Here is a 22,294-nt window from a genome sequence, read left to right as displayed (position 1 = left end):
TATAAAAACTAATGATATTATCTTTCAAACCGTTACTAAGATTGTTGTGTTTATTATCATTATCTATTCATTACACCTTTTCTTTTCTGGACACTATACACCAGGTGGAGGTTTTATTGGCGGACTGATGACTGCTGCGGCACTCGTCTTACTGTTATTAGCATTTGATATAAAAACAGTTGTCAATACACTACAGGTTGATTATCTGAAATTAACGGCAACTGGATTACTAATTGCTGTATTAACAGGAATAGGTTCATTTTTCTTCAATGTTCCGTTTCTAACACATACATTTAGCTATGTACAGCTACCTCTGCTAGGAAAAACCTCTTTAGCTACAGCGGTATTATTTGATTTAGGGGTTTATCTCGTTGTTATCGGTGTAACGATGACCATTATTCAAACGATTGGAGAGACGGAATAATGGAAATTTTAATGTCTATTGTTGTTGGTATCATTATTACGGCTGCGGTTTATTTAATGTTATCAAAAAGTTTATTACGAATTATTATTGGTACTGGTTTGCTTAGTCATGGTGCACATTTACTCATCTTAACGATGGGGGGCCTAAAAAAAGGTGCTGCTCCGTTGCTTGGTGAGCATGCAGAAGTCTACGTTGATCCACTTCCACAAGCTTTAATTTTAACTGCGATTGTTATTAGCTTTGGAGTCACATCCTTTTTCCTTGTTCTTGCCTACCGTTCATACCAAGAGCTCGGGACTGATGATATGGATCAACTAAGGGGAAATGATCAATATGAATAACTTAATTATCTTGCCAATTGTTATCCCATTTTTAATGGGAATATTCTTAATCTTTTTCAACAAACATATTACGGTTCAAAAATGGCTAAGTGCTGTTGCTTCATTCTTAAGTGTCATTGCTTCCATTGTGATCGTTCAGACCGTTCATACAAACGGAATTCAGACACTAGAGATCGGAAATTGGGCACCACCTTATGGAATTGTACTTGTTGCCGATATGTATGCCAGCTTATTAGTGTTAACAACAAGTATTATCGGCTTTACATCGCTATTGTTTGCTTTCTCATCTGTAACGTCAGATCGAGAAAAATTTTACTTTTATCCAGGCGTTCAATTTTTACTTTTAGGTGTAACAGGTGCTTTTCTAACAGGGGATATTTTTAATCTCTTTGTATTTTTTGAAGTCATGCTTATGTCTTCTTATTTGTTAATTGTATTAGGAAGCTCCAAAAATCAGCTTCGCGAGTCAATTAAATACATCTTAGTGAATGTTATTTCTTCGGCACTTTTTGTTATTGCGGTAGCGTATTTATATGCAGTAACAGGAACATTAAATATGGCAGACTTAAGTGTAAGAATAGCAGATATGGGGCAATCCGGGTTATTAACAGTCATCGCCATTCTCTTTCTAGTCATCTTTGGCTTAAAGGGTGCGATTTTCCCGTTGTACTTCTGGCTTCCTGCCTCCTACCAGGCACCACCTGCTGTTGTTACAGCATTATTCGGAGCATTATTAACAAAAGTTGGGGTTTATTCCATTACACGTGTGTATACCGTTATTTTCTATCACGAGCCATCTTTTACACACGAAATTCTCGCTTGGCTTTCAGCACTAACAATTGTTTTTGGTGTCATTGGAGCAATTGCCTATTGGGATATTAAAAAGATTGTCATCTATAACATCATTACTGCAGTTGGTGTTATATTATTTGGAATCGCAGCAAATACTCCAAATTCAGTTGAGGGCTCTATTTATTATTTAGTTCACGACATGATTGTTAAAGGAGCACTATTCTTCTTAGTTGGTACAATTATTGCGATAACAGGCACTAGTAATTTACGGAAATTCAGCGGATTGATTGCTAGCCACCCTTTTCTTGGATGGATGTTCTTAATTGCCACTTTGGCTTTAGCAGGAATTCCACCACTCAGTGGCTTTATTGGAAAGCTAAAAATTATTCAGGGCGGCTTTGAAGCAGGTGAATACACAATTGCTTTTGTTGTACTGCTTTCAAGTTTGTTAGTGCTTTACTCTGTAATGAAGATATTCATCCATGGTTTTTGGGGAGAGCCAAATAAAACGCCTGTTAATAAAGAGGCTACAAAGGGTTTAATACTCCCAATAGTCATTTTGCTTGTATTGTCAATTGCTTATGGTTTTGGGGTTGAATCACTTTCACCTTATATTTCACAGGCTGCCAATACTCTGCTTGATCCATCAATCTATATTCAAGCCGTATTGAAGGAGTAGATCATATGGCATTTCAAATTTTACTTAACTTTATTTTAGGATTCATTTGGATGTTTCTTTCGAATGATTATTCTTCCTTAGCTTTTGCTAAAGGATACTTTTTCGGGATATTAATTCTTTTTGTTCTAAGACGCTTTTTTCAACACAGATTTTATTTTTATAACGTGATTGCGATTATTAGGCTTCTCTATATTTTCTTAGTAGAGCTTGTTAAATCCAATCTCTCTGTATTAAAAGTCATTCTATCTCCCAAGCTTAATTTAAGACCGGGAATTTTTGCTCTTGAGACAGAGCTCGAAAAAGAATGGGAAATTACGATACTATCCAACCTCATTACATTAACACCGGGAACTCTCGTGCTTGAGGTTTCTGAGGATAATAAAACATTATATATTCATGCAATGGATATTGATGACGTCGAACAAGCAAAACTTGATATAAAAAATACATTTGAAAAAGCGATCAAGGAGGTGAGCCGTTAATGTTTAAGTTAGTCATGACCATTTCACTCATTATAGTGGCAATCTCGACTCTTTTATATGTCTATCGACTTGTAAAGGGACCATCAACACCTGATCGTGTTATTGCACTAGATGCAATCGGTATAAACTTAATTGCAATAACGGCGATTATCTCCGTTGTGCTAAATACAAGTGCATTTGTTGAGGTTATTCTTTTATTAGGAATATTAGCTTTTATTGGTACTGTTGCCTTTTCTAAATACCTGGAGAAAGGAGAGATCATTGAAAATGATCGAGATCAGTAAATTTATTGTTGGCTTTCTTATTCTCCAAGGTTCGTTACTAAGCCTAATTGCGGCAATCGGTGTAGTTCGTTTGCCAGATCCATATACTCGTAACCATGCAGCATCAAAGAGTGCCACTTTAGGAATCATTAGTATACTGCTGGGGCTATTTATGTATTATTTACTCATTGATCATCATGCAAATTCCAGAGTGCTTTTAGGGATTATCTTTGTCTTTATCACAGCGCCTGTTGCAGGACATCTAATAAGTAGGGCGGCATATAATATTGGTGTTCCATTGTGGGAGAAAAGTGTTCAAGATGATTTAGCCAAAGTAAGAAAACATGAAAAAAGTAGATGAGCGTTGCTCATCTACTTTTTTATACTCTACATCACTGATAACCTCTTGCTCCTGCGCATGCATGATAATTTCAAAGCATATCATCGTTTAATAAAAGATTTGCTCATTTTTGTTTCTTCAAAATTGCCATTGTGCATCTGGACAAGCATATCAGCTCTTCAGCTTCATCTACGATCTTTATTTCCCATACCATTGTTGTTTTCCCACGATGTGCAGGTTTAGCATGTGCTGTGACTACACCTGATTTTTTCCCACGAATATGATTTGCGTTTATTTCTAGACCTACACATATTTCTGTTTCATGATCAACTAGATTATAAGCGCCAATACTTGCTACAGTTTCTGCAAGGGCAACTGATGCTCCACCATGAAGTAACCCAAATGGTTGGTGTGTACGATGATCTACTGGCATTGTGGCAATCACACACTCAGGTGTAACAGAGGTTACTTCTATTCCTAAAGTCTCCATTAATGTATTTTTCACATTAAAATCCATTATGACCCGACCCTTCATATAGTCTATTACTCTTAATAATACACCTTGTTTAATATAAACAATTGTAATTATAGTCTATCATAAGGAGATTCTTTAAGTGAAAAATAAAAGATCAAAACATCACTTAATGGCTTTAAAGAATACAAGTGGAATGATTACAGAAGTCTAAGATGAAATAAACTTCAATCACAGGTGACAGCCAAAATCCTGCAAAAAAATGCTTACTATTTTCTTAGAACAAACACAACAAAAATAAAATAAACAAATAATAAGAGTAATGTTGGAAGTACAGCCATAATATCCATTATAACCTCCTCATTTAGGAAACGCTTTCCTGATTCCTAAAAGGATATAATTAACATCTTAATGGATAAATATCATGGCTATATTGAGGATTTGTTTAGATTTTGTAAAATTAAAGAAAACACGAAAAATGTACTTGAAATAGAATAGACTTGGTATTCACCAAGTCTATATTTCAATATCTATTTTCAATCCATTTTCCCTTGATGTTTCAATTAAGAAAGATCCTTTTAAAGCTTTAACACGTTCACTAATACCAGAAAGGCCTGTTCTTTCCTTTTGGTCAGCTATTTCTTCATAGTTAAAACCAATACCATTGTCCTCGTAATGGAGAACGATCTTATCTTTTATACAAACAAGAATAATCATAACATTTGTTGCTTCTGAATGTTTATGAGCATTTATAAGCAATTCCTGTATAATTCGATAAAGGTTTAATTGGGTATCAATATCCAAAGCGACATTTATATTCCCAGTGTTAAGTCGGATATCAAAATCCACAATGTCCTGATATTGCATAATGAGCTTGTTTAATGCCTTAACTAAGCCTAAATCATAAAGCAACTGTGGTCGCAGTTCCTGGCATGTTTCTCTTGTTTCTTTAATGACCTTCGTCATACTGCTGTTTATGCTTTGTAGCTGTTTTTTAAGAACTTCAGCATCCTCTTCTAACATTGCCAATTCACATTGCCGTTTCAAAGAAACTAAGTCCTGAAGAACAGAGTCATGTATTTCCTTAGCTAAATGAGATCGTTGCTTTTCTTCTATAGAAAACAAAATCTTATTCAGCCAATCTGGTTTTCCTTCCTCTGTCTCAACTTTTTGTAAGTGTTGCATTAGTTCATCAATTTTCAAAAAGTTTTCTAATGAAACATTTGTGTAAAACGAGAGAGTTTTTAACCATGACACCTCATCACGAGTTAATTTAGGTGTGTTCAGTATAGACAAGCATACTAATACATAACTCTTGTTATCAGTTACACCTATATTAATAACAAAACCTTTATCTACTTCAACAATCTTACCAACTTCATTTGAAGCTTCTTTAATTTCCTTTAAATAAGCTCTATAATTTGATTCCTTTGCTAAGGGATCAACAGAAGCAATATTCTTTACCTTATCAAGCTCGATAAAATATGCCTTGCTAACATGGAGTACATCTACAATTACTTGCTTTAATTGTGCAATAACCTGTTCCAAATTACTTGCTTTTCGTATGCTTTGAGTATACTTAAAAATACTGTCCTGATAATTATACTTTTCAGATATCCTCTTTAACCTAAAGCGATCATCTAAAACTTCCTTCACATAAAAAATGAACACCATGGCTAAGTAAATATAAACAAAAAGTTGGACAGAATTAAAAGTTGAATTGCTATCTTTTAAAGTGAACATAATCATAACCATAATCAGAGTTGGAATTATGGCTAGTATTGAATAATATTTAAGTCTTCCTAACAAGAATTCAATATCGTATATCTTAGTTACCAAAAATTGATAAACTAATGAAAAGGGAATTAAAAGTAAAAAAGCAGATAAAAATATTGGCGAGAATACATACTTTTGAAAAATTACATACGGAATGACATAGAATATAAGAAATGGTGTAAAAGCCAAAACATTTGTAACAATTAATATTTTGACTAAGTAAGCTTGTTCTGAATATCTAATCTTTCTTAAACCCGAAAATTTTAAACTAAAAGTTAAAATAAGTAAAATAAGAAAAGACAATAGAGTAAGGAATTTATTGCTTATTAGGGTCATTCCCCATACATTATTGACTAATTCAGCCAAAATATTGATCAATACGAGCATATAACCAAATATAATATAGGAAAATTTAAAAAGTTCTTTTCCTGATTCTTTAAAATATTGATAAATAAAGTGCAGATAGCTTACTGGAACTAATGTAAATAATGCTATATTCACGTATCTACTTAGTAAATCTCCCCTTGAAGAACCACTTGCACTAATATAAGCCATGGCTATTATTAATAAAAATAGTATTAATAAATGAGCAGACCGTTGATTTGTTTCTTTGTTCGATTTATTAATAAAATAAATACTAAACAAGCATAAAGCAAGAACTGTTAAAGGTATGATTATAATGAACAAAACCTGATTACTAAATAAAGTTGAGTGAACAATATATTCATTAGTTATTCCATTTGTTTTAAGTACCTTAACTGAGTTTATCTGTTCAAGGAGACCATAGCTAACAGCTGGATTATGTAGCTGTGGATCTTTGTTATTTATTTCAATGATCGTATCCCCAACATGAATACCCACTTTTTCTGCCCAGGTTTTTGGCTCAATTTCAGAAATAAGCATTTGCTCATTATTTGTTTCAATTATTCTAGCTCCAACATAGGGGTATTTATAATTTAAAATTATAATATAAAGGACAAAGATAATACTTAATATGACTAATAGTTGGAGCATCCTATTAAAGGTAAGACGCATCTAAATTATAAACACCTTTCAACATAAATTATTATAAGAATCGTTTAAAATTGTTCTTAACTAGTTATGAGAACAGCTTTTAAACGCTCAATTTGGTCCTGTTTAATTTGTAATTCATTTATTAATTTTGTTGCTTTATTCACAGCTATTTGCTTCATGATATTTAAATAATGCACTGTTCCGGAATTTAAGAGTTTATTATTAAATTTTGAATAACTTCCAAAGTAAGATTCGACTGTTTTTTCACTTTTAAAGCCTTCAATAATATCCAAAGCATGTTCGTTACACTTTTTTTGAAGGTAAAGAAAGCCTAATGATTTTTTTTGTGCTGAAATGTCGTTTTTATTTGGATTAAATAAATCTCTAAAGTCATTTTCAATTTGTGCAGCTATTCCAATTTGATACGAATATGTCTCAACTTTTTCCTCATTTGCACCAGCTAAAAGCATGCCACTTACAGATGCTAATGCAATTAAAGACCCTGACTTATTCTTCATCATTTTGATACATTCCTCTTCAGTAAATATAGAGTTTTCCAAATCAATATGCTGCCCTTCCATTGCTTGGAGAGAAAACCGAGTAAATGCATCAAGTATTTGAATTCTATATGGAGAAGATAATGATAATATCAATTTTTGACTTAACGTATAAATCATCGTTGCTGCATTTAAAGCAATGGAAGGGTTAATTTTCATCCATGGCTCTTTCATATTATCTAAGTCTTCAAGATCATCCAACATATCAAAAGATAAGATTAGTAATTGAATAGCAGCAGCAAGCCTCACTATTTCTGCACTTTTTCCCTCGAATGCATCATGATGTAATATGGCCAAATGAGCAAAATGAAAGTTGTCTTTCTCCTTAATAAAAGAAACAACAAGATTCTGTAATTGGTTCTCTTTTACTTGTGAAGCAATACATTGAATCATTTGTTGTTTAATACGTTCATTATCAACCATCTTTTGGACAACCACCTGTCTAGGGTTATATGACTACATGCTAAAAATCTCTTTCATTGAATAAATCAATCATCTTCCATTCTCAACTAACCGCCAAATTATGTCAATAAAAAACAAAAGAAACTTGGTTTTACCCAAGTTTCTTAAGATACGTTTAAAAATGCAAATTTGTCATATTTATCGATACTTTTATTTATAAGCTGTAGCGATTCTTTTGATTCTTTTAACTCTTGTTCTATCTTTAATAAAAGCTGTGTCATTTCATCAATCTTTTGTTGATTCACAGTTTCACACTCCCTATTTGTTGGTAAGCGAATGTAAAGGCCAACCTAGTTTGCTTTCTATAAGTTAAATTCTAATCTAAATAAGGTATTTTTTCACCGAAAATAATTCTTATGACTCAATGCGTGATGCCGCAAGTCAAACGCAATAGTTCAAATTATATATTTCTTCGTCTTACCGACCTTTTTTTATTTAAGTTTCTGCCTTTAGTCCTAACAAATAAACATTTCGTCTGTAATTTTGTTTTTATGGGTATATGGTAGCCCTAATTTAATATTTTGAGCTAAATCGTCCATTTCATTGCGCTCACGATCGTTTTCATAAAAACCAAATGAAAAGCTTTTCAAAACAGCCAAAAAAAGAGACCTATTTCCAAATAGATCTCTACCTATCTTAAACAGACAATATAGTCTTTGTATAAATGTTTTCTGCCTCTGAAACAGCTAATTCGATTAACTGAGATTTCATTTCTTGAGGACCATGATACTCTATCGCGTAATCCTCAATTCCTGTTTTTGAATATAAACACTCCATTGTCACCTTGCAATTGTCCTTTAATACCGAAAAAACCGCAACCATTTTGTCATCTAACACATAAAATGTTGGCTGCACCATCATCGATCTACAAGCCTCCTTAGAATAAAGAGAATTTTGAGGACTTGTCATAGGATGTGTACACTCATATCTTTAACATTCTCTGTTTGATGACAGTTTCCTTTAAATATTTGCAATTATTATTGAATATAGAAAAAAAAATAAAGTGCGGGGTTAGATACCCGCACTCGTTCTCGTAATCTACCCTTCTTCTAATTCCATAAGGTTTGTTGCCCATTCAAGAGAAGATAAATAAATGCGGTTAATCTCTTCTTTTGGTATTTTTAAACCTTCTATATCCCAAATTGATTTTTCAATACTTACGGCCCAAAGTAACACTTGATATAAATCGTTTTCTTTCCCGAGCAAAGCATCTTGAATATCATCGGATAATGGTAAGTCCTCTAACACATCCTGGATACTTCGATGCATCAATGTATCAATTAATGAAAACATCCCTGTTAACATGAAAGGGGCAGACTGACCTATCCCAAGATAAATGGCAATCTGTTCACATAACTTCCCACGAACTAAGGATAACTTAATTACTTCTCGCATATTAATATCTTTTGGATAATTTATATTTTTTAATGAAATAACATAAATCCATTTTTTTAGTTCATTTAATCCAAGTAGGACAATTGCCTGTTTGATTGATTCAATTTTATTAACAGGTCTAAAAGCCGGTGAATTGATTAATTTTAACAGCTTATAAGACATAGATATATCATGCTCAATTTCAGAAGCAATTTTATCAATATTAGGTTCTGTCTTCGCTATTTCTGAAAGTATATGATAATACGTTTTTAAATAAGAAGGAACATCATAACTTGAAACTATATGTGGCTTGCTAAAAAAATACCCTTGAAAATACGTATATCCCGTTTTCTTTGCAAATAAAAAATCTTCTCTCGTTTCCACTTTTTCTGCTAACAGTTCTATATTATAAGGACGATAACGTTCAACCATGGCTTTCTGTTCTGTTTTAGATGTATTTATAAAATCAACCTTAATCATGTCAATATAAGGTAATAATCTCGGTAATAAGGATGATTGCTCTTGGACATAAAAATCATCGAGCGCAATTGTATAGCCTAATTCTTTTAACTCTTTACATGAAAGAATTAGCTCTTCACTTATTTCAACGTTCTCTAATATCTCTATAACAATAGAGGAGGGATTAAAAAATGTTGGTACTCGGGATTTCAGCAGACTATCTGTAAAATTGACAAAACAACGTTTGCCTTCTGATAAATCATGAATACCAATATTTAAAAAACTATTAATAATGACTTCCGTTGTAGCAAGGTCTCCATCAATATCTGGAAATATATTTTCCTTACTCCCTCTATATAAAAGTTCATATGCAAAAACTTCTTCTTTTATATTGAATATAGGCTGCCGTGCAACAAAAACCTCCATGCTTTGACCCCCGATACAAAAAATAACCAATAATTTCAATTTATTCTATTTTACTACATTTATCTTAATAATAAATCATATTTTGGTTATTTACTAACAATTGCGGGTCTATAGTATGACTAAAACCATTATAAATGGCTCAAAAATCTTAACGTTATTTTCATCCATCCGAAAAATGACAACCATAATGGTACACTCAGCAATGTGGCCCAAGCCATTCCTTTAAAAAAATTGTCTTCATGCATAGTGTTCACACCCTTTATAAAGATCTGTAGTCATTATTTTTTCCATGGTATTATTTATTAAACCTTAAGTAAGCGCTTACAGTCAGATTTTTCTTATTACTACTTACATTATTCATTCATAGACAGCATCATTCCTCTCTAAATCATTCTTCATTTTCCAACATCGTTTTCATCCAATGGATCTGCTCACCTCACTACCCAACCTTTCATATAGTAATGACATATAGGTAGGGAGTGAAAAAAATGCCTGCAATTAATGGTAAACAATATTTGGAGCGCATGGATCAGCTACATCCTGATGTATGGATGAAGGGGGAAAGAATTTCAGGGAAGCTCTCTCAGCACCCAGTCTATAAAGGTGCCATGCAATCAAAGGCATCTCTGTATGACACTCAAGTTCACCCTGATTTTTATAAAAAAATGACCTTTACATCTCCTACATCAAATGAACGTGTTGGACTATCTTTCTTGCAACCCAGAACGAAAGAAGACCTACAAGCAAGAAGATATATGATTAAAACATGGGCAAAAAAAACAGCAGGAATGATGGGACGTACACCTGATTACTTAAATACAGCATTAATGACATTCGCAGCTTCAGCAACTATTCTACGTGAACAAGGTGATGAGTTTTGTCAAAATCTACTTAATATATATGAAGATGCCAGAGAAAAAGATCTTTCCTTCACACACAGCTTTATCAATCCACAAGTGAATCGTTCAACAAATTTTCAGGAACTATCTTCACAACCAATCGCTGCAAAAATAACAGAAAAAACAGCAGATGGACTTATCGTAAACGGTGCAAGGATGTTAGCTACACAAGGTGGAATGACCGACGAGGTATTCATCTTACCTACGGGTAAAACCGATGATTATGCCTTTTGTTTTAGTATTCCCACAGATGCAGAAGGAATTAAATTTATTTGCCGTGAATCCTTTTATCAAGACGACTCCCAATTTAACTATCCACTTTCCTCTCGTTTCGATGAAATGGACACGATGATTGTCTTTCATAATGTAGTTGTGCCTTGGGAAAGAGTTATTTTTTATCACCGCAATGATCTTGCACATCAGCTTTTTGCAAGAAGTAGCTTTACACCACAAGCATTGCACCAGGTTATTATTAGACAAATTACAAAAACAGAGTTCTTAATTGGTCTTGCACAAAAAATGGTCACTGTTTTAAACGTAACAGAGTATCATCATATTCAAGAAAAAATTAGTGAAATGATTATTGGGTTAGAAACAATGAAGGCTCTTTTAGATCGCTCAGAGCTTGAAGCGAAGGAAGACGAATGGGGGACAATGGTTCCATATGTTCACTCTCTATTTGTTGCATCAAATATTTTCCCAAAGCTCTACCCTCGAATGATTGAAATCATTCAATTGATAGGTGCAGGAGGAATGGTAGCTATACCTTCAGAAGAGGATTTTGCTTCTAGCTTAGTTAGCGAAATTGATCATTTTTGTCAGGGGTATGCATGTGATGCTGAAACAAAAGCGAAACTCTTTCGCCTGGCATGGGATCTTACGATGAGCAGCTTTGGAACAAGACAAACACAATACGAACGGTATTTTTTTGGTGATCCTGAAAGACTAACATCAACCCTTTACCAGGGGTACCCACGTGAGGAATACATTAGTGATGTTGAAACGTTTTTAGAGCAAAACAGAGAAGAGGCTTAAAGACAAAGCCTCTTTACATTTCCCCTACCCAATGTCCAATTTTACCTGCAAGCTCACCTGCAGTATCAGATTCCACTTTTTCCGATAAAGATGATTGAAGCCGAGCACTAAGTTCTTCTCTTCCCTCTTCATAGGTAACAGTCGTAGACCACTCAATTTCAGGGATGGCAATCATGCTGAATTCTTGTTTTTTATTTTCATAAATATAAACATTTGTTATTAATTCTTCTCCATTTTTCACATTTGCTTTTCTAATTTTCACTATTCTTCATCCTTTCAGGAGTCTCTGACATTATTATAATTCATGTTTGTTTCAATTTCAGCATTCACTATCCAACAAACAAAAGAACTGATTTAGTAGGCACCTAAATCAGTTCTAGTAGATGATAATTTAACACATCTTAAAAATTAAAAGTGTTTGGTTGATCCACAATATCACTATCTTCAAAATTTGTGATAGCAAACACATTTTCAACTTCGATAAAATCGCCTGTATTTAATGCCCCTGCACCAACAGATGACTCATCTTGACTTTTAGGTGACAAACTGAATGTATCACCTACTTTAAAAACAGCTGCATCTCCTATCCTATTAAGCTTGATAGGTCCAACTAATGCCGGCATACCCTTCCTCCTTATAACATAAATGTAAAATTAATTGTTCAACATTATATGAAAAAGAGAGAAAAGGGTTCTCTCCTAACCTATACCTCAGCATTCTTGAGTTCTTCTTTATATTTAGATCTTAATTTGATTAATCGAATAACATTTAAAACAACAGCTTTTAACACGGCATACGTTGGAACAGCAAGAATCATTCCAATGATTCCCCCAAAACTCCCAGCTCCTATTAAAAGTAAAATAATTGTTAAAGGATGTGTGTTCAAGCGTTTCCCGATAATTAACGGAGAAAGGAAATTCCCATCAAGCTGTTGAACAATCGTTACAACTAAAGCAGCAAGCAATGCTTTTCCCGGTGAATCTAATAAAGCGATAATAACAGCCGGAGCGGCACCAATAAAAGGCCCTAAGTAAGGGATAATATTTGCTACTGCTACGACAATTCCAAGAACAAGTGCATAATCAAGTCCTATAATTAAATAACCAATGAAGCATCCAATCCCGACAGCAATGGACACTATTAGCTGTCCTTGAATATAAGCTGCTAACGTTTCATATAAATCTTGTAAAATTTTCAATCCTTCATGACGATATGTTGAAGGTAAAACCTTTACAGCTGTTGACGGAAGCTTATGACCATCTTTTAACATGTAAAAAAGAATAAATGGAACCGTAATAATTGTTAAGGTAATGTTCGTTACAACTCCGAGCACAGCTGTGAAGCTTGTTGTAATATTTTCCGGTAAGCTCTTCGCATAACCAGTCAATGTATCTTCAATCTGCTTTAAAGACACATACTCCTGCTCCATAACCCAAGTAAACCAATGTGTTTGAGACATATTAGTAATAAACTGTGTAAACTGTTTAACGTATGTAGGGAAATTATTCACTAAGTCTGTTACCTGTGCTGTAACAATTGGTCCAACAAAAGAACCAATTCCAGAAACAACTCCAACAAATACAATGTAAGGAATCAAGATAGCCAGCGTACGAGGAACCCTTCCTTTTTCAAGTAACTTCACTAATGGATTAAAAATGAAGAATAAAATTCCCGCAATAAGAATTGGGAAAAATAAAGTTGATGCAAAAACGATAATGGGTTCAAACAAAAAGGAAACCCTTGTTCCTACAAAAACAATTAATAACATTAATAAAATTTGCAATGTCCAAAAATGAACTTTTGATCTAAACACTCTACTTCCTCCAGTTTCTATAGACCTCATCTATATTTCATTATAGTCATCTATAACCTTCCTTAAGCAAATTAAACATTTGTATCTAACAGTATATACGACTATTCCTCGAAATTGTTTCAAAATAATTCAAATTTTCATATACTACAAATGTACATGATTTACTAGATCTTTACCAATCTTTTCTTTTAACCTAAATAAAGCCAGCCCTGGTGAAGGACTGACTTTAGTATTAGAATTTATTCTTCAGCTTCCAATAATTGAAGCGTTTTTTCTTCTACTCCTTGTTGGGAGGCCATTTGGATTTCTACAGAACGAATCAGGTGACCTTCCATATCTAGAATATGAAATTCAAATCCTTCATACAGTATTTTATCTCCCTGCTTACTTTCCATGTTCTGAGTCAGAATCCATCCTCCAAGAGTATCAATATCTTCATCATCGATACTTAAGCCTAACATATTATTAATTTCGTAGATTAGCACCTTTCCATCGACAACAAAATGTTTTTCTCCACGCTTTTGAATGTCAGGAACCTCATCCTGATCAAACTCATCACGTATATCTCCAACAATTTCTTCAATAATATCTTCAACCGTCACAAGGCCAGCTGTTCCGCCATATTCATCCATTAAAATTGCCATATGAACTCGTTCCTTTTGCATTTTGATCAAAAGATCGTGAATTGGGATCGATTCAATCACTTGAATGACTGGACGAATATATTTTTGAATGAGCGTATTTTTTCGGCCTTCAGGTGTTAAATAGTATAAATCAGTAAAGATTTCTTTAATATTTACCATTCCAAGAATATGATCTTTATCTCCGTTTACTACTGGGTATCGAGTAAACTTCTCGTTTCTCATAATATCAAGATTTTCCTGAAAAGACTTCTCTACTGATGTTGTTACGATTTCAGTTCTAGGAACCATAATTTCCTTTGCAATTCGATCGTCAAACTCAAATATTCGATTCACATATTTAAACTCAGATTGATTGATTTCACCACTCTTATAGCTTTCAGAAAGAATAATTCTTAGCTCTTCTTCTGTATGAGCAATTTCATGTTCTGATGCTGGCTTAAGTCCAAACATTCGAACAAGTAAATTTGCAGAACCGTTTAATATCCAAATAAACGGAAACATGACTCGGTAGAAAAAAATCAAAGGTCTCGCAAAGAGCAATGTAATAAATTCAGCCTTTTGAATGGCCACCGTTTTTGGAGCCAATTCACCTATCACAACATGCAAGTAGGTAATCACTAAAAAGGCAATAACGAATGTTAATACACTTATAATTGATTCATTCAGATGAAAACTGACTAGAAGAGGGTGTAGGATACTTTCCATCGTTGGTTCACCAAGCCACCCAAGACCCAGCGCAGTTATCGTAATACCTAATTGACAAGCAGACAAATACTCATCTAGGTTAGATGTTACCTTCTTTGCTGCAAGTGCTGAATTATTTCCTTCTGCTATAAGCTGGTCAATTCGTGAGCTTCTTAGTTTCACGATCGCAAACTCTGACGCCACGAAAAATGCGGTAATTGCAATTAAAATCGCAACAATAATCAGGTTAACTATATCCAAAATAAGGAACTGTCCAATCGTGAGTATCTATCAAACTATTACACTTTTTAAAATAGACAGTTCCTTTCACCTCCTAGAGATTTAAATTTAGACGATATTAATCTTCATCACCTTGTACAAAGATCATAACGAACTTTAGTAATTCAAATAATGCCATTAATGCTCCCGCTACATACGTTAATGCAGCAGCACCTAATACCTTATTAACGCCATGTTCTTCATTGTTTGTAATAATTCCTTCCGAAACCATTAATTTCTTTGCTCGCGAGCTTGCGTTAAACTCTACAGGTAAAGTGATAAGTTGGAAGGCTACCGCAAATGAAAACAAAATGATTCCTAAACCAATTAAGTTTAGTTGCCCTAACAAGAATCCACCTATTAATAAAAATGGGGCAATACCAGATGTTAGGTTTACAACCGGAAACATTTTATGACGCAGCACCAAAGCACCGTATGATTGCTGATGCTGAATGGCATGCCCAACCTCATGAGCGGCAACTGAAACTGAAGCAATTGAATGTCCATAATATACCGGTTCCGATAACCGAACAACTCGAGAAAGTGGATCATAGTGATCAGTTAATGTTCCTCTAACTGCCTCTACCTTAACTTGATATAGGCCATTTTGATCTAAAATATGTCTCGCTACCTCGGCACCCGTTTTATGTGATGAAACAGCAACATCTGACCACTTCTTAAAATTACCCTTCACTTTAAATTGAGCCCATATTGATAAGCCTAATGCTGCAAAAATTAAAAAATCCATTGGGTGGAAAAACATTCGTTTCCGCTCCTCCTTTTTCATAACTCAACTTTTGTGTTCTTTAAACTATTGTAATAGTAAATGTAATGTCTTCAGTAAAGCTTTGCTTTGTGAAGAGATTTGATTAGAAATCTTCATTTGAGAATCTTCATTTAGTTTATCAAAAATTGGTTTGAGCTCTTTGATTTCTTGCTCAAGTTGCTTCATATGAGAGGCCAAAATCTCAGCATGCTTTAAGCACTGCTTTTGCTTTTCATCGGATTGTTTATCCAGCCGCTTAAGCTCCAAACGTTCCTTAATATCCCGTAAACTCATGTGAAGTTCTTTACACGCTTCGATAAACCGGATATCCTCAATAGCCTTTTCTGAATATAAACGATAATTAGATTCTGAAATGGTTTCAACATTCAAAAGACCAATTTGAGTATAATAATCAATCGTTCTTTTTGAGACGTTAGCTTCCTTTGCTAGTTCACCAATTTTATACAGCAAAACCCCATCTTATCACCTCGTACAATTGATACAAATATCTTATCTTCTCCTAACCGTACAGTCAAACGTTATACTTGTTATTTTAATCTTTATTTTTAAAGTGTATTAGTTATGTCACCTTTTTAGTTAGCATTATGTAAATGAGTGTTTCATCATAAAAAAACAGACCCGTATAGGTCTGCTTTTCAATCATTAGTCAGGCATAACTGAAACGATTTGTTGACAGCGTACAAAGAATGTTGAATCTCCCACTCTTACGACAACGTGATCCGGTTTGACATCCATTACTTTTCCTCTTAAACTGTCACGAGTTGTTTGAATAACGGCATTTTTCCCTACAAGAGTTTGCAATGTTTGATAAACATAAGGCTCAACAAGAGTAACCATTTCTGGGCCACCATGACTATGCATTTGGTTATTAGGATAATTCATTATGAAAGCTCCCTCCCTTATTTTCATTTACACTATATGAGGGGAGCTAGACCTATGCCACAGACACCTAAACTGTTTTACGATACTCTGTCATAAATTGCTCAATATCTTGATCAAGTCGTTCTATTTGTTTTATGGCATCTTCATAGCTAATTTTTCTGTAGTGGTGTTTACCAAAAGGTTCCTCATCCATTTCATCCGCTTTTCGGACAATGCGTTGTAATGTGTTTTTATTCATTGAGTTTTCCGGTAAATAAGAATCTGTATGAAGTAAAATAGCAAGAGCAACTTCTTTAGCGTATTTGCGGTCTTCGCCGAGTCTAATTAAAAGCTTATGTGCCCGTTCTGCTCCTTTAATGGCATGAATGTCATTTTTTCGATATGCTTCATAATCCCATTCTCCATTTGTGTACCATTCATAGTGTCCGATGTCATGAAGCAATCCTGCCTTAGCTGCTATGTCAGGATTTACATCATGCTTAATGGCGAGCCGCACAGCATATTGGGCAACAGTAATCGCGTGTGAAACTCCGGAACGATTCAAATATTTTTGTGCAATAGGATGTGTAAAAACATCGGTGATACTTACTCGTCGCATGGTAATCCTCCTTCATTAATATTCAGAATAATCTAACATATATATGTTATCCCTTCAAGTAAAAGGGTAGTTTTTCTTACAAGTTTCTTATTATACTTTAGTGATGTTCTTATATTTATATGATAAAAAGATGGAATTGGAACATTTATTTCCATGCTCTTCCCTTTCTTTTCTGTTAGAAAACAGAAAAGGAAACTATTAAAATAGTTTCCTAAGATTTGATTGGGATATTAATTTCAAATGTAGTGGAATGCTTATTCGATTTAACATTAATCGAACCTCCATATTGGTCAACCACCTTTTTAATGATTCCTAATCCATCTCCCCTTGCAACTCCTCGTTTCTCAGGTTTTGTGGAAAAGCCTGCTTGGAAGATTTTACTGAGGTGGTTTTGAGGAATTTCAGGACCTATGTTCTCCACTTTAAATATGTATGTCGTAGATGTTTCTCTTGCTTCAATATTGATAAACCTTTCTGATTCTGTACCCTCCAGCGTTGCGTCAAATGCATTATCTATTAAGTTGGAAAGAATTTTTATCAAATCAATAGAATTCATCTTTTTGAAGCTATTATGAGGATCTATATGTATATGCATATCAACCTTATCGTTTTGAGCTCTTACCCACTTTGATTGTAACAAAATGAAAAGGGCAGGATGATTGACTTTAACAGGCAATTCAAGCATTTCCACTTCTGCAGTTAAAGAATTCACATATTCAAATGCCCGATCCTCTCTACCAATTTTTAATAACCCCTGAATTACTTGGATATGGTTTATAAAGTCATGCCGAATAGAACGCATTGTATGTAACATTGACTGAAATTCAACCTGATACGTTACTTCTGCATCTCCAACTTGTGATCTTTCTTCTTTTCTATAAAAATATTGAAAAGTTATGAATATAGTAAAGGTAATTAAAACAAACAGACCACAAAAAATAAGATAAGGGATGCTATTTTGTAAAACCTCTTTTTTCATTTTTTCTACGATCTCAATGTTGGAATCAAGTACTAATGAACCTATTAAATCAACAGTTTGTTGTATGTATGAATAGGCAGCATATAAATTTATAACAGTAAGAAGCAAAAGGATAATAACGGTTAAAGAGATGATGGTACTAAACCTTTTTTGTTTTATTTTTTTTATGTCCATCACCTCTGCTTGTTTGTATTCATACTTTCTGTTCACAAAATTATCACGTAAGAATTATGTTAAAACGACTTTTTTCACTATAGATATTATTACATCATCTGCCAATTTTTGCGAATCTTTTTTACAAATCTTGTTCTTTTTAAGTTTATATAAATTCTTTTATATCATATACTCTTCCATTATCCAGGGGACCCTTCAATAAGTTATATAATGTTTTAGCAACAAATGTTGTTGATCTAAGCATCCCTTTTTCATGAAAATCCTTGAATTGTTCGAGCGAAGAAAATTGTTCTTCTTCTGCTTGTCTAATTGTTGTTTGCATTTCTGTATCCATAATTCCTGGTGAAAATGCAATAGTTATCACATTTGCTTTTGTTTCTATAAGCTCAGCACCAACTGTTTGCGTGTACATATTTAACCCTGCTTTTGTACTACAATAGAAACTCCAACCTGGAATTGGCCGATTTGCAGCTCCAGATGTAATATTGACGATAATTGTATGTACTGAGTTTTTCTCCGCTTCTTTTAATAGTGCCTCACTCATTAACATAGGAGCAAGCAAATTTACATTCACGTGTGAAATAATATCCTGTTCATTTGCATGCCCACCCTTTTTAATCGGATTAATTGTACCTGCATTATTCACTAATGTAATTTGTTCGGCTGCTTTAAAGTTAATTGTCGACAACACCCTGTCAATCGCGCTTAAAATCTGAGAAGTGTCAGATAAGTCACATGCTTCAAAACGTATTGTAGATTCTCGTTGTTCAGCTACCTGCTTTAGAGATGAATTTATTGATCGAGATAAACAGATAACTGTATGATTTTTTTGTAAAATTTCTTCTACAAATGCTTCACCTAAACCTCTAGATGCTCCCGTAACGATGTAATAGTGCACAAGTTTCACTCCTTTTTCATACGTTCATTACAATTATATCCATCCCTGTATCTCATAGCTATTCTTATTCATCAGAATATCTCGACCCCCACCCACAAATGACCTTTGACAAACATGTACCATAATACTACTCTTAAATCAGAATATACATATATAAATTGTTTATAAAGTAGGGATAAAATGACGGGAAGTTCTTACGATCCATTTAAATACCATTTTGAAAGATTAGAGGATGTGGCGGAAAAAATAAGTGAAGTGCTTCAATGTCCGATTACCATTGAAGATGTTAATCATAGATTATTAGCTTACAGTACACACGATGACCGAACAGATCAAGCCCGAATTTCCACCATTATCGGCAGACGTGTTCCTGAAAAAGTGATTAACAGTCTTTGGAAAGATGGGACAATCCCTAAGCTATTAAAAACAGATGAACCAATTAGAGTGAAAACCATTGATGAGGTGGGTCTTGGAAATCGAATTGCCATCTCTATTTGGAAAAATGATGAAGTACTAGGATTTATATGGGCTTTGGAAATCGAAAGACATCTTCAAGAATCTGATTTACTTCTATTAAAAAAGGCTGCACAAGCTGTAAAAAACAAGATGTTAAATCTTCAGGTTCGAAAAAACAAAAAGATAGAAAGAAATCAGGAGTTCTTTTGGAAGCTCTTAACTGGTCATATATCTACTGAAGACGAAATTACAGATGGCCTATATGAATTAAACTTACAGTTACCATCTCCCTTTTCGGTTGTTATCTTTAAGTTCCCACAGGAGTTAAATGATGAAGCTGAAAAAAAACTAACATACTTATTACAAACAACTCAGCAAGTGAACATTTTGCTTTTTACAATTGATTTTGATGAGCTAATTATCTTATTATCAGGAAAAAGTGACACAGCTTTAACAGATATTAAGCAATTTACTACATCTACACTTAGCCAATTACATGAGAGATATTCTTATAAAGACGTTACAGCGAGTATTGGAGGAATCTTTACAGATTCAACTTTTATTGAAAAAAGCTACAAAGAGGCACTTGCGGTTCTCTCATTAAAAAAGCGATTTCCAAGTGAAACAAGCAATTTAAATAGTTTTTCAGAACTAGGCTTTTATCAATATTTAGACATTTTATTTGAACAACGAAAACAAACCGGTTATATCCATTACCCTCTCTATAAATTAAAGGAATACGACAAACAGCATGGCACAGACCTTGTTCGAACACTCGAAGTGTTTCTTGACCACGACAGCAATGTTCATGAAGCTTCCAAGGCATTAAATATTCATATCAACACATTGAACTATCGATTAAAAAGGATTTCTGAAATAGCAGAATTAAACTTAAAAAACATGAATCAAAAAATCACAATTTACTTAAACTTAAAGCTTGATCGAATGTCTTTGTGATTTTTCACAAAAAGGCGCAAAACCTTTCTCATTTTTAAACAAAGATATTTATCTGAATTTTATTTATACTTGCGTTAATAAATAGAAACTTTTAAATATTGGCTTTTAAAGGAGGAAGGTTTTTTATGATTATTGGTGTACCGAAAGAAATTAAAAACAATGAAAACCGAGTAGCTTTAACTCCAGGTGGTGTAACACAACTAGTTGCTTCTGGCCACCGCGTGTTAATTGAAAATAATGCAGGTGTAGGTAGCGGTTTTGAAGATGAAGATTATGTCTTCGCTGGAGCAGAAGTCATAGAAGAAGCTGCAAAAGTATGGGCAGAAGCTGAAATGGTGATGAAAGTAAAAGAACCTCTCCCTTCTGAATATGCTTACTTTAGAAAAGGTTTAGTTTTATTCACTTATTTACATTTGGCTGCTGAGCCTGAATTAGCTCAAGCATTAAAGAAAAGCGAAGTAACGGCTATTGCTTATGAAACAGTAACAGTTAACCGCACACTTCCTTTGCTAACTCCAATGAGTGAAGTAGCCGGACGTATGGCTGCACAAATCGGTGCCCAATTTCTTGAAAAACCTAAAGGTGGTAAGGGAATCCTACTAGCTGGTGTTCCTGGAGTAAACCGCGGAAAGGTAACAATCATTGGTGGTGGAGTTGTCGGAACAAACGCTGCGAAAATGGCAATTGGCCTAGGAGCAGATGTGACAATTATTGATTTAAGTGCTGAACGCTTACGTCAATTAGATGATATTTTTGGAACACAAATTAAAACATTGATGTCAAACCCAATGAACATCGCAACTGCTGTGGCAGAAGCTGATCTGTTAATCTGTGCTGTTTTAATTCCAGGGGCTAAAGCACCAACACTTGTAACAGAAGAAATGGTTCAAGCAATGAAGCCAGGTTCTGTAATCGTTGATGTTGCGATTGATCAAGGTGGTATTGTTGAAACTGTTGACCATATTACAACTCATGACAATCCAACGTACGAAAAACACGGAGTTTTACATTATGCAGTTGCTAATATGCCAGGGGCTGTTCCGCGTACATCAACCATCGCATTAACAAATGTAACTGTTCCTTATGCGCTACAAATTGCAAATAAAGGTGCATATCGAGCTATTAATGAAAACCCTGCTCTTCAAGAGGGTGTGAATGTTATTGCAGGAGAAATCACTTATAAAGCAGTAGCCCAAGACCTAGGTTACACTTACAAAACAGTTGAGGAAGTATTACAAAAAGAGCATTTAATGAACTAAGCGGTTAAGAGAGGCAGAATATTCTGTCTCTTTTTTATGTATAGAAATATCTCACATATTATTTTGTGTTTTTTCACAAACTAAGATGA

The 22,294-nt window shown here is 34.0% G+C and carries 25 protein-coding genes; 9 read left to right on the top strand and 16 right to left on the bottom strand.

The genetic code is table 11. The annotated features are described in order from the left end of the window. Window position 1: 1 nt before the first annotated feature. The 6 genes from ACEWK1_RS18115 to mnhG are packed head-to-tail and all read left to right on the top strand — an operon-like array spanning window position 2 to window position 3,342. The gene (locus tag ACEWK1_RS18115) at window positions 2-424 is read left to right on the top strand and encodes a Na(+)/H(+) antiporter subunit B (protein WP_098795599.1); all 423 of its coding nucleotides are present in this window, start codon (window positions 2-4) and stop codon (window positions 422-424) included. After that, window positions 424-765 carry a Na(+)/H(+) antiporter subunit C gene (locus ACEWK1_RS18110; RefSeq protein WP_098795579.1) on the top strand — a complete coding sequence of 114 codons (342 nt, stop codon included), beginning with the start codon at window positions 424-426 and terminating at the stop codon, window positions 763-765. The genes ACEWK1_RS18115 and ACEWK1_RS18110 overlap by 1 nt, the downstream gene beginning before the upstream one ends. After that, window positions 758-2,236: a Na+/H+ antiporter subunit D gene (locus ACEWK1_RS18105; RefSeq protein WP_416636545.1), complete on the top strand. Its 1,479-nt coding sequence runs from the start codon at window positions 758-760 to the stop codon at window positions 2,234-2,236. Before ACEWK1_RS18110 ends, ACEWK1_RS18105 begins: the two co-directional genes overlap by 8 nt. A 5-nt stretch (window positions 2,237-2,241) precedes the next feature. Beyond that, on the top strand, window positions 2,242-2,718 hold the full coding sequence (locus ACEWK1_RS18100; protein WP_121663278.1) for a Na+/H+ antiporter subunit E: 477 nt from the start codon (window positions 2,242-2,244) through the stop codon (window positions 2,716-2,718). Continuing rightward, a complete protein-coding gene (locus ACEWK1_RS18095) occupies window positions 2,718-3,002 on the top strand; it encodes a Na(+)/H(+) antiporter subunit F1 (protein WP_121663279.1) in 285 nt (94 codons plus the stop codon). Before ACEWK1_RS18100 ends, ACEWK1_RS18095 begins: the two co-directional genes overlap by 1 nt. Further along, complete coding sequence (gene mnhG, locus ACEWK1_RS18090) at window positions 2,986-3,342, top strand: monovalent cation/H(+) antiporter subunit G (protein WP_212137682.1); 357 nt, start codon at window positions 2,986-2,988, stop codon at window positions 3,340-3,342. Before ACEWK1_RS18095 ends, mnhG begins: the two co-directional genes overlap by 17 nt. Before the next feature lie 103 nt (window positions 3,343-3,445). Here mnhG and ACEWK1_RS18085 read toward each other — a convergent pair whose 3' ends face one another. From ACEWK1_RS18085 to ACEWK1_RS18060, 6 genes are all read right to left on the bottom strand, one after another. Next, window positions 3,446-3,838, bottom strand: coding sequence for a hotdog fold thioesterase (locus ACEWK1_RS18085; RefSeq protein ID WP_180320394.1), 393 nt, complete (start codon window positions 3,836-3,838; stop codon window positions 3,446-3,448). 471 nt (window positions 3,839-4,309) lie between these two features. After that, window positions 4,310-6,604: a histidine kinase gene (locus ACEWK1_RS18080; RefSeq protein WP_212137680.1), complete on the bottom strand. Its 2,295-nt coding sequence runs from the start codon at window positions 6,602-6,604 to the stop codon at window positions 4,310-4,312. 56 nt (window positions 6,605-6,660) lie between these two features. After that, window positions 6,661-7,563 (bottom strand): polyprenyl synthetase family protein, encoded by a 903-nt coding sequence (locus tag ACEWK1_RS18075; RefSeq protein ID WP_212137678.1) that lies wholly within the window; start codon window positions 7,561-7,563, stop codon window positions 6,661-6,663. A gap of 143 nt (window positions 7,564-7,706) precedes the next feature. Next, window positions 7,707-7,847: a DegQ family regulator gene (locus ACEWK1_RS18070; protein ID WP_098795571.1), complete on the bottom strand. Its 141-nt coding sequence runs from the start codon at window positions 7,845-7,847 to the stop codon at window positions 7,707-7,709. Window positions 7,848-8,238: 391 nt separating this feature from the next. Then, window positions 8,239-8,463, bottom strand: coding sequence for a hypothetical protein (locus ACEWK1_RS18065; protein ID WP_251397634.1), 225 nt, complete (start codon window positions 8,461-8,463; stop codon window positions 8,239-8,241). A gap of 177 nt (window positions 8,464-8,640) precedes the next feature. After that, window positions 8,641-9,861 (bottom strand): EAL and HDOD domain-containing protein, encoded by a 1,221-nt coding sequence (locus tag ACEWK1_RS18060; protein ID WP_251397643.1) that lies wholly within the window; start codon window positions 9,859-9,861, stop codon window positions 8,641-8,643. 488 nt (window positions 9,862-10,349) lie between these two features. Here ACEWK1_RS18060 and hpaB point away from each other — a divergent pair, with 488 nt between their 5' ends. Continuing rightward, complete coding sequence (gene hpaB / locus ACEWK1_RS18055) at window positions 10,350-11,795, top strand: 4-hydroxyphenylacetate 3-monooxygenase, oxygenase component (protein WP_251397645.1); 1,446 nt, start codon at window positions 10,350-10,352, stop codon at window positions 11,793-11,795. A gap of 13 nt (window positions 11,796-11,808) precedes the next feature. Here the strand turns inward: hpaB and ACEWK1_RS18050 are convergent, their stop codons facing one another. The 10 genes from ACEWK1_RS18050 to ACEWK1_RS18005 all read right to left on the bottom strand — a co-directional run bounded on the left by ACEWK1_RS18050 (window position 11,809) and on the right by ACEWK1_RS18005 (window position 19,533). Then, complete coding sequence (locus tag ACEWK1_RS18050) at window positions 11,809-12,057, bottom strand: YueH family protein (protein WP_251397647.1); 249 nt, start codon at window positions 12,055-12,057, stop codon at window positions 11,809-11,811. 139 nt (window positions 12,058-12,196) lie between these two features. Continuing rightward, a complete protein-coding gene (locus ACEWK1_RS18045; RefSeq protein ID WP_121663287.1) occupies window positions 12,197-12,418 on the bottom strand; it encodes a spore germination protein in 222 nt (73 codons plus the stop codon). 80 nt (window positions 12,419-12,498) lie between these two features. Further along, window positions 12,499-13,608, bottom strand: coding sequence for an AI-2E family transporter (locus ACEWK1_RS18040; protein ID WP_121663288.1), 1,110 nt, complete (start codon window positions 13,606-13,608; stop codon window positions 12,499-12,501). Window positions 13,609-13,847: 239 nt separating this feature from the next. Continuing rightward, window positions 13,848-15,197, bottom strand: coding sequence for a hemolysin family protein (locus ACEWK1_RS18035; RefSeq protein WP_121663289.1), 1,350 nt, complete (start codon window positions 15,195-15,197; stop codon window positions 13,848-13,850). A gap of 97 nt (window positions 15,198-15,294) precedes the next feature. Then, window positions 15,295-15,978 (bottom strand): zinc metallopeptidase, encoded by a 684-nt coding sequence (locus tag ACEWK1_RS18030; protein WP_121663290.1) that lies wholly within the window; start codon window positions 15,976-15,978, stop codon window positions 15,295-15,297. Between the two features lie 48 nt (window positions 15,979-16,026). Continuing rightward, complete coding sequence (locus ACEWK1_RS18025) at window positions 16,027-16,452, bottom strand: MerR family transcriptional regulator (RefSeq protein ID WP_232273821.1); 426 nt, start codon at window positions 16,450-16,452, stop codon at window positions 16,027-16,029. Window positions 16,453-16,644: 192 nt separating this feature from the next. Continuing rightward, the gene (locus ACEWK1_RS18020; protein WP_373995076.1) at window positions 16,645-16,884 is read right to left on the bottom strand and encodes a YuzF family protein; all 240 of its coding nucleotides are present in this window, start codon (window positions 16,882-16,884) and stop codon (window positions 16,645-16,647) included. A 67-nt stretch (window positions 16,885-16,951) separates the two neighbouring features. Beyond that, on the bottom strand, window positions 16,952-17,482 hold the full coding sequence (locus ACEWK1_RS18015; protein ID WP_121663291.1) for an HD domain-containing protein: 531 nt from the start codon (window positions 17,480-17,482) through the stop codon (window positions 16,952-16,954). 211 nt (window positions 17,483-17,693) lie between these two features. Then, window positions 17,694-18,671, bottom strand: a complete 978-nt coding sequence (locus tag ACEWK1_RS18010; RefSeq protein ID WP_212137670.1) for a sensor histidine kinase — start codon at window positions 18,669-18,671, stop codon at window positions 17,694-17,696. A 109-nt stretch (window positions 18,672-18,780) separates the two neighbouring features. Continuing rightward, window positions 18,781-19,533, bottom strand: coding sequence for a (S)-benzoin forming benzil reductase (locus tag ACEWK1_RS18005; RefSeq protein WP_162987449.1), 753 nt, complete (start codon window positions 19,531-19,533; stop codon window positions 18,781-18,783). 180 nt (window positions 19,534-19,713) lie between these two features. Between ACEWK1_RS18005 and ACEWK1_RS18000 the strand changes: the two genes are divergently transcribed. Then, the gene (locus ACEWK1_RS18000) at window positions 19,714-20,946 is read left to right on the top strand and encodes a PucR family transcriptional regulator (RefSeq protein ID WP_251402791.1); all 1,233 of its coding nucleotides are present in this window, start codon (window positions 19,714-19,716) and stop codon (window positions 20,944-20,946) included. 125 nt (window positions 20,947-21,071) lie between these two features. Beyond that, window positions 21,072-22,205, top strand: coding sequence for an alanine dehydrogenase (gene ald, locus ACEWK1_RS17995; protein ID WP_251402794.1), 1,134 nt, complete (start codon window positions 21,072-21,074; stop codon window positions 22,203-22,205). Window positions 22,206-22,294: the final 89 nt, after the last annotated feature.

It is taken from the genome of Metabacillus sp. YM-086, assembly GCF_048059995.1.
In the GTDB taxonomy this organism is placed as follows: Bacteria; Bacillota; Bacilli; order Bacillales; family Bacillaceae; genus Metabacillus; species Metabacillus litoralis_B.
Note: the sequence above shows the minus strand (reverse complement) of the source record. Positions and strands in the feature narration are given on the sequence as shown.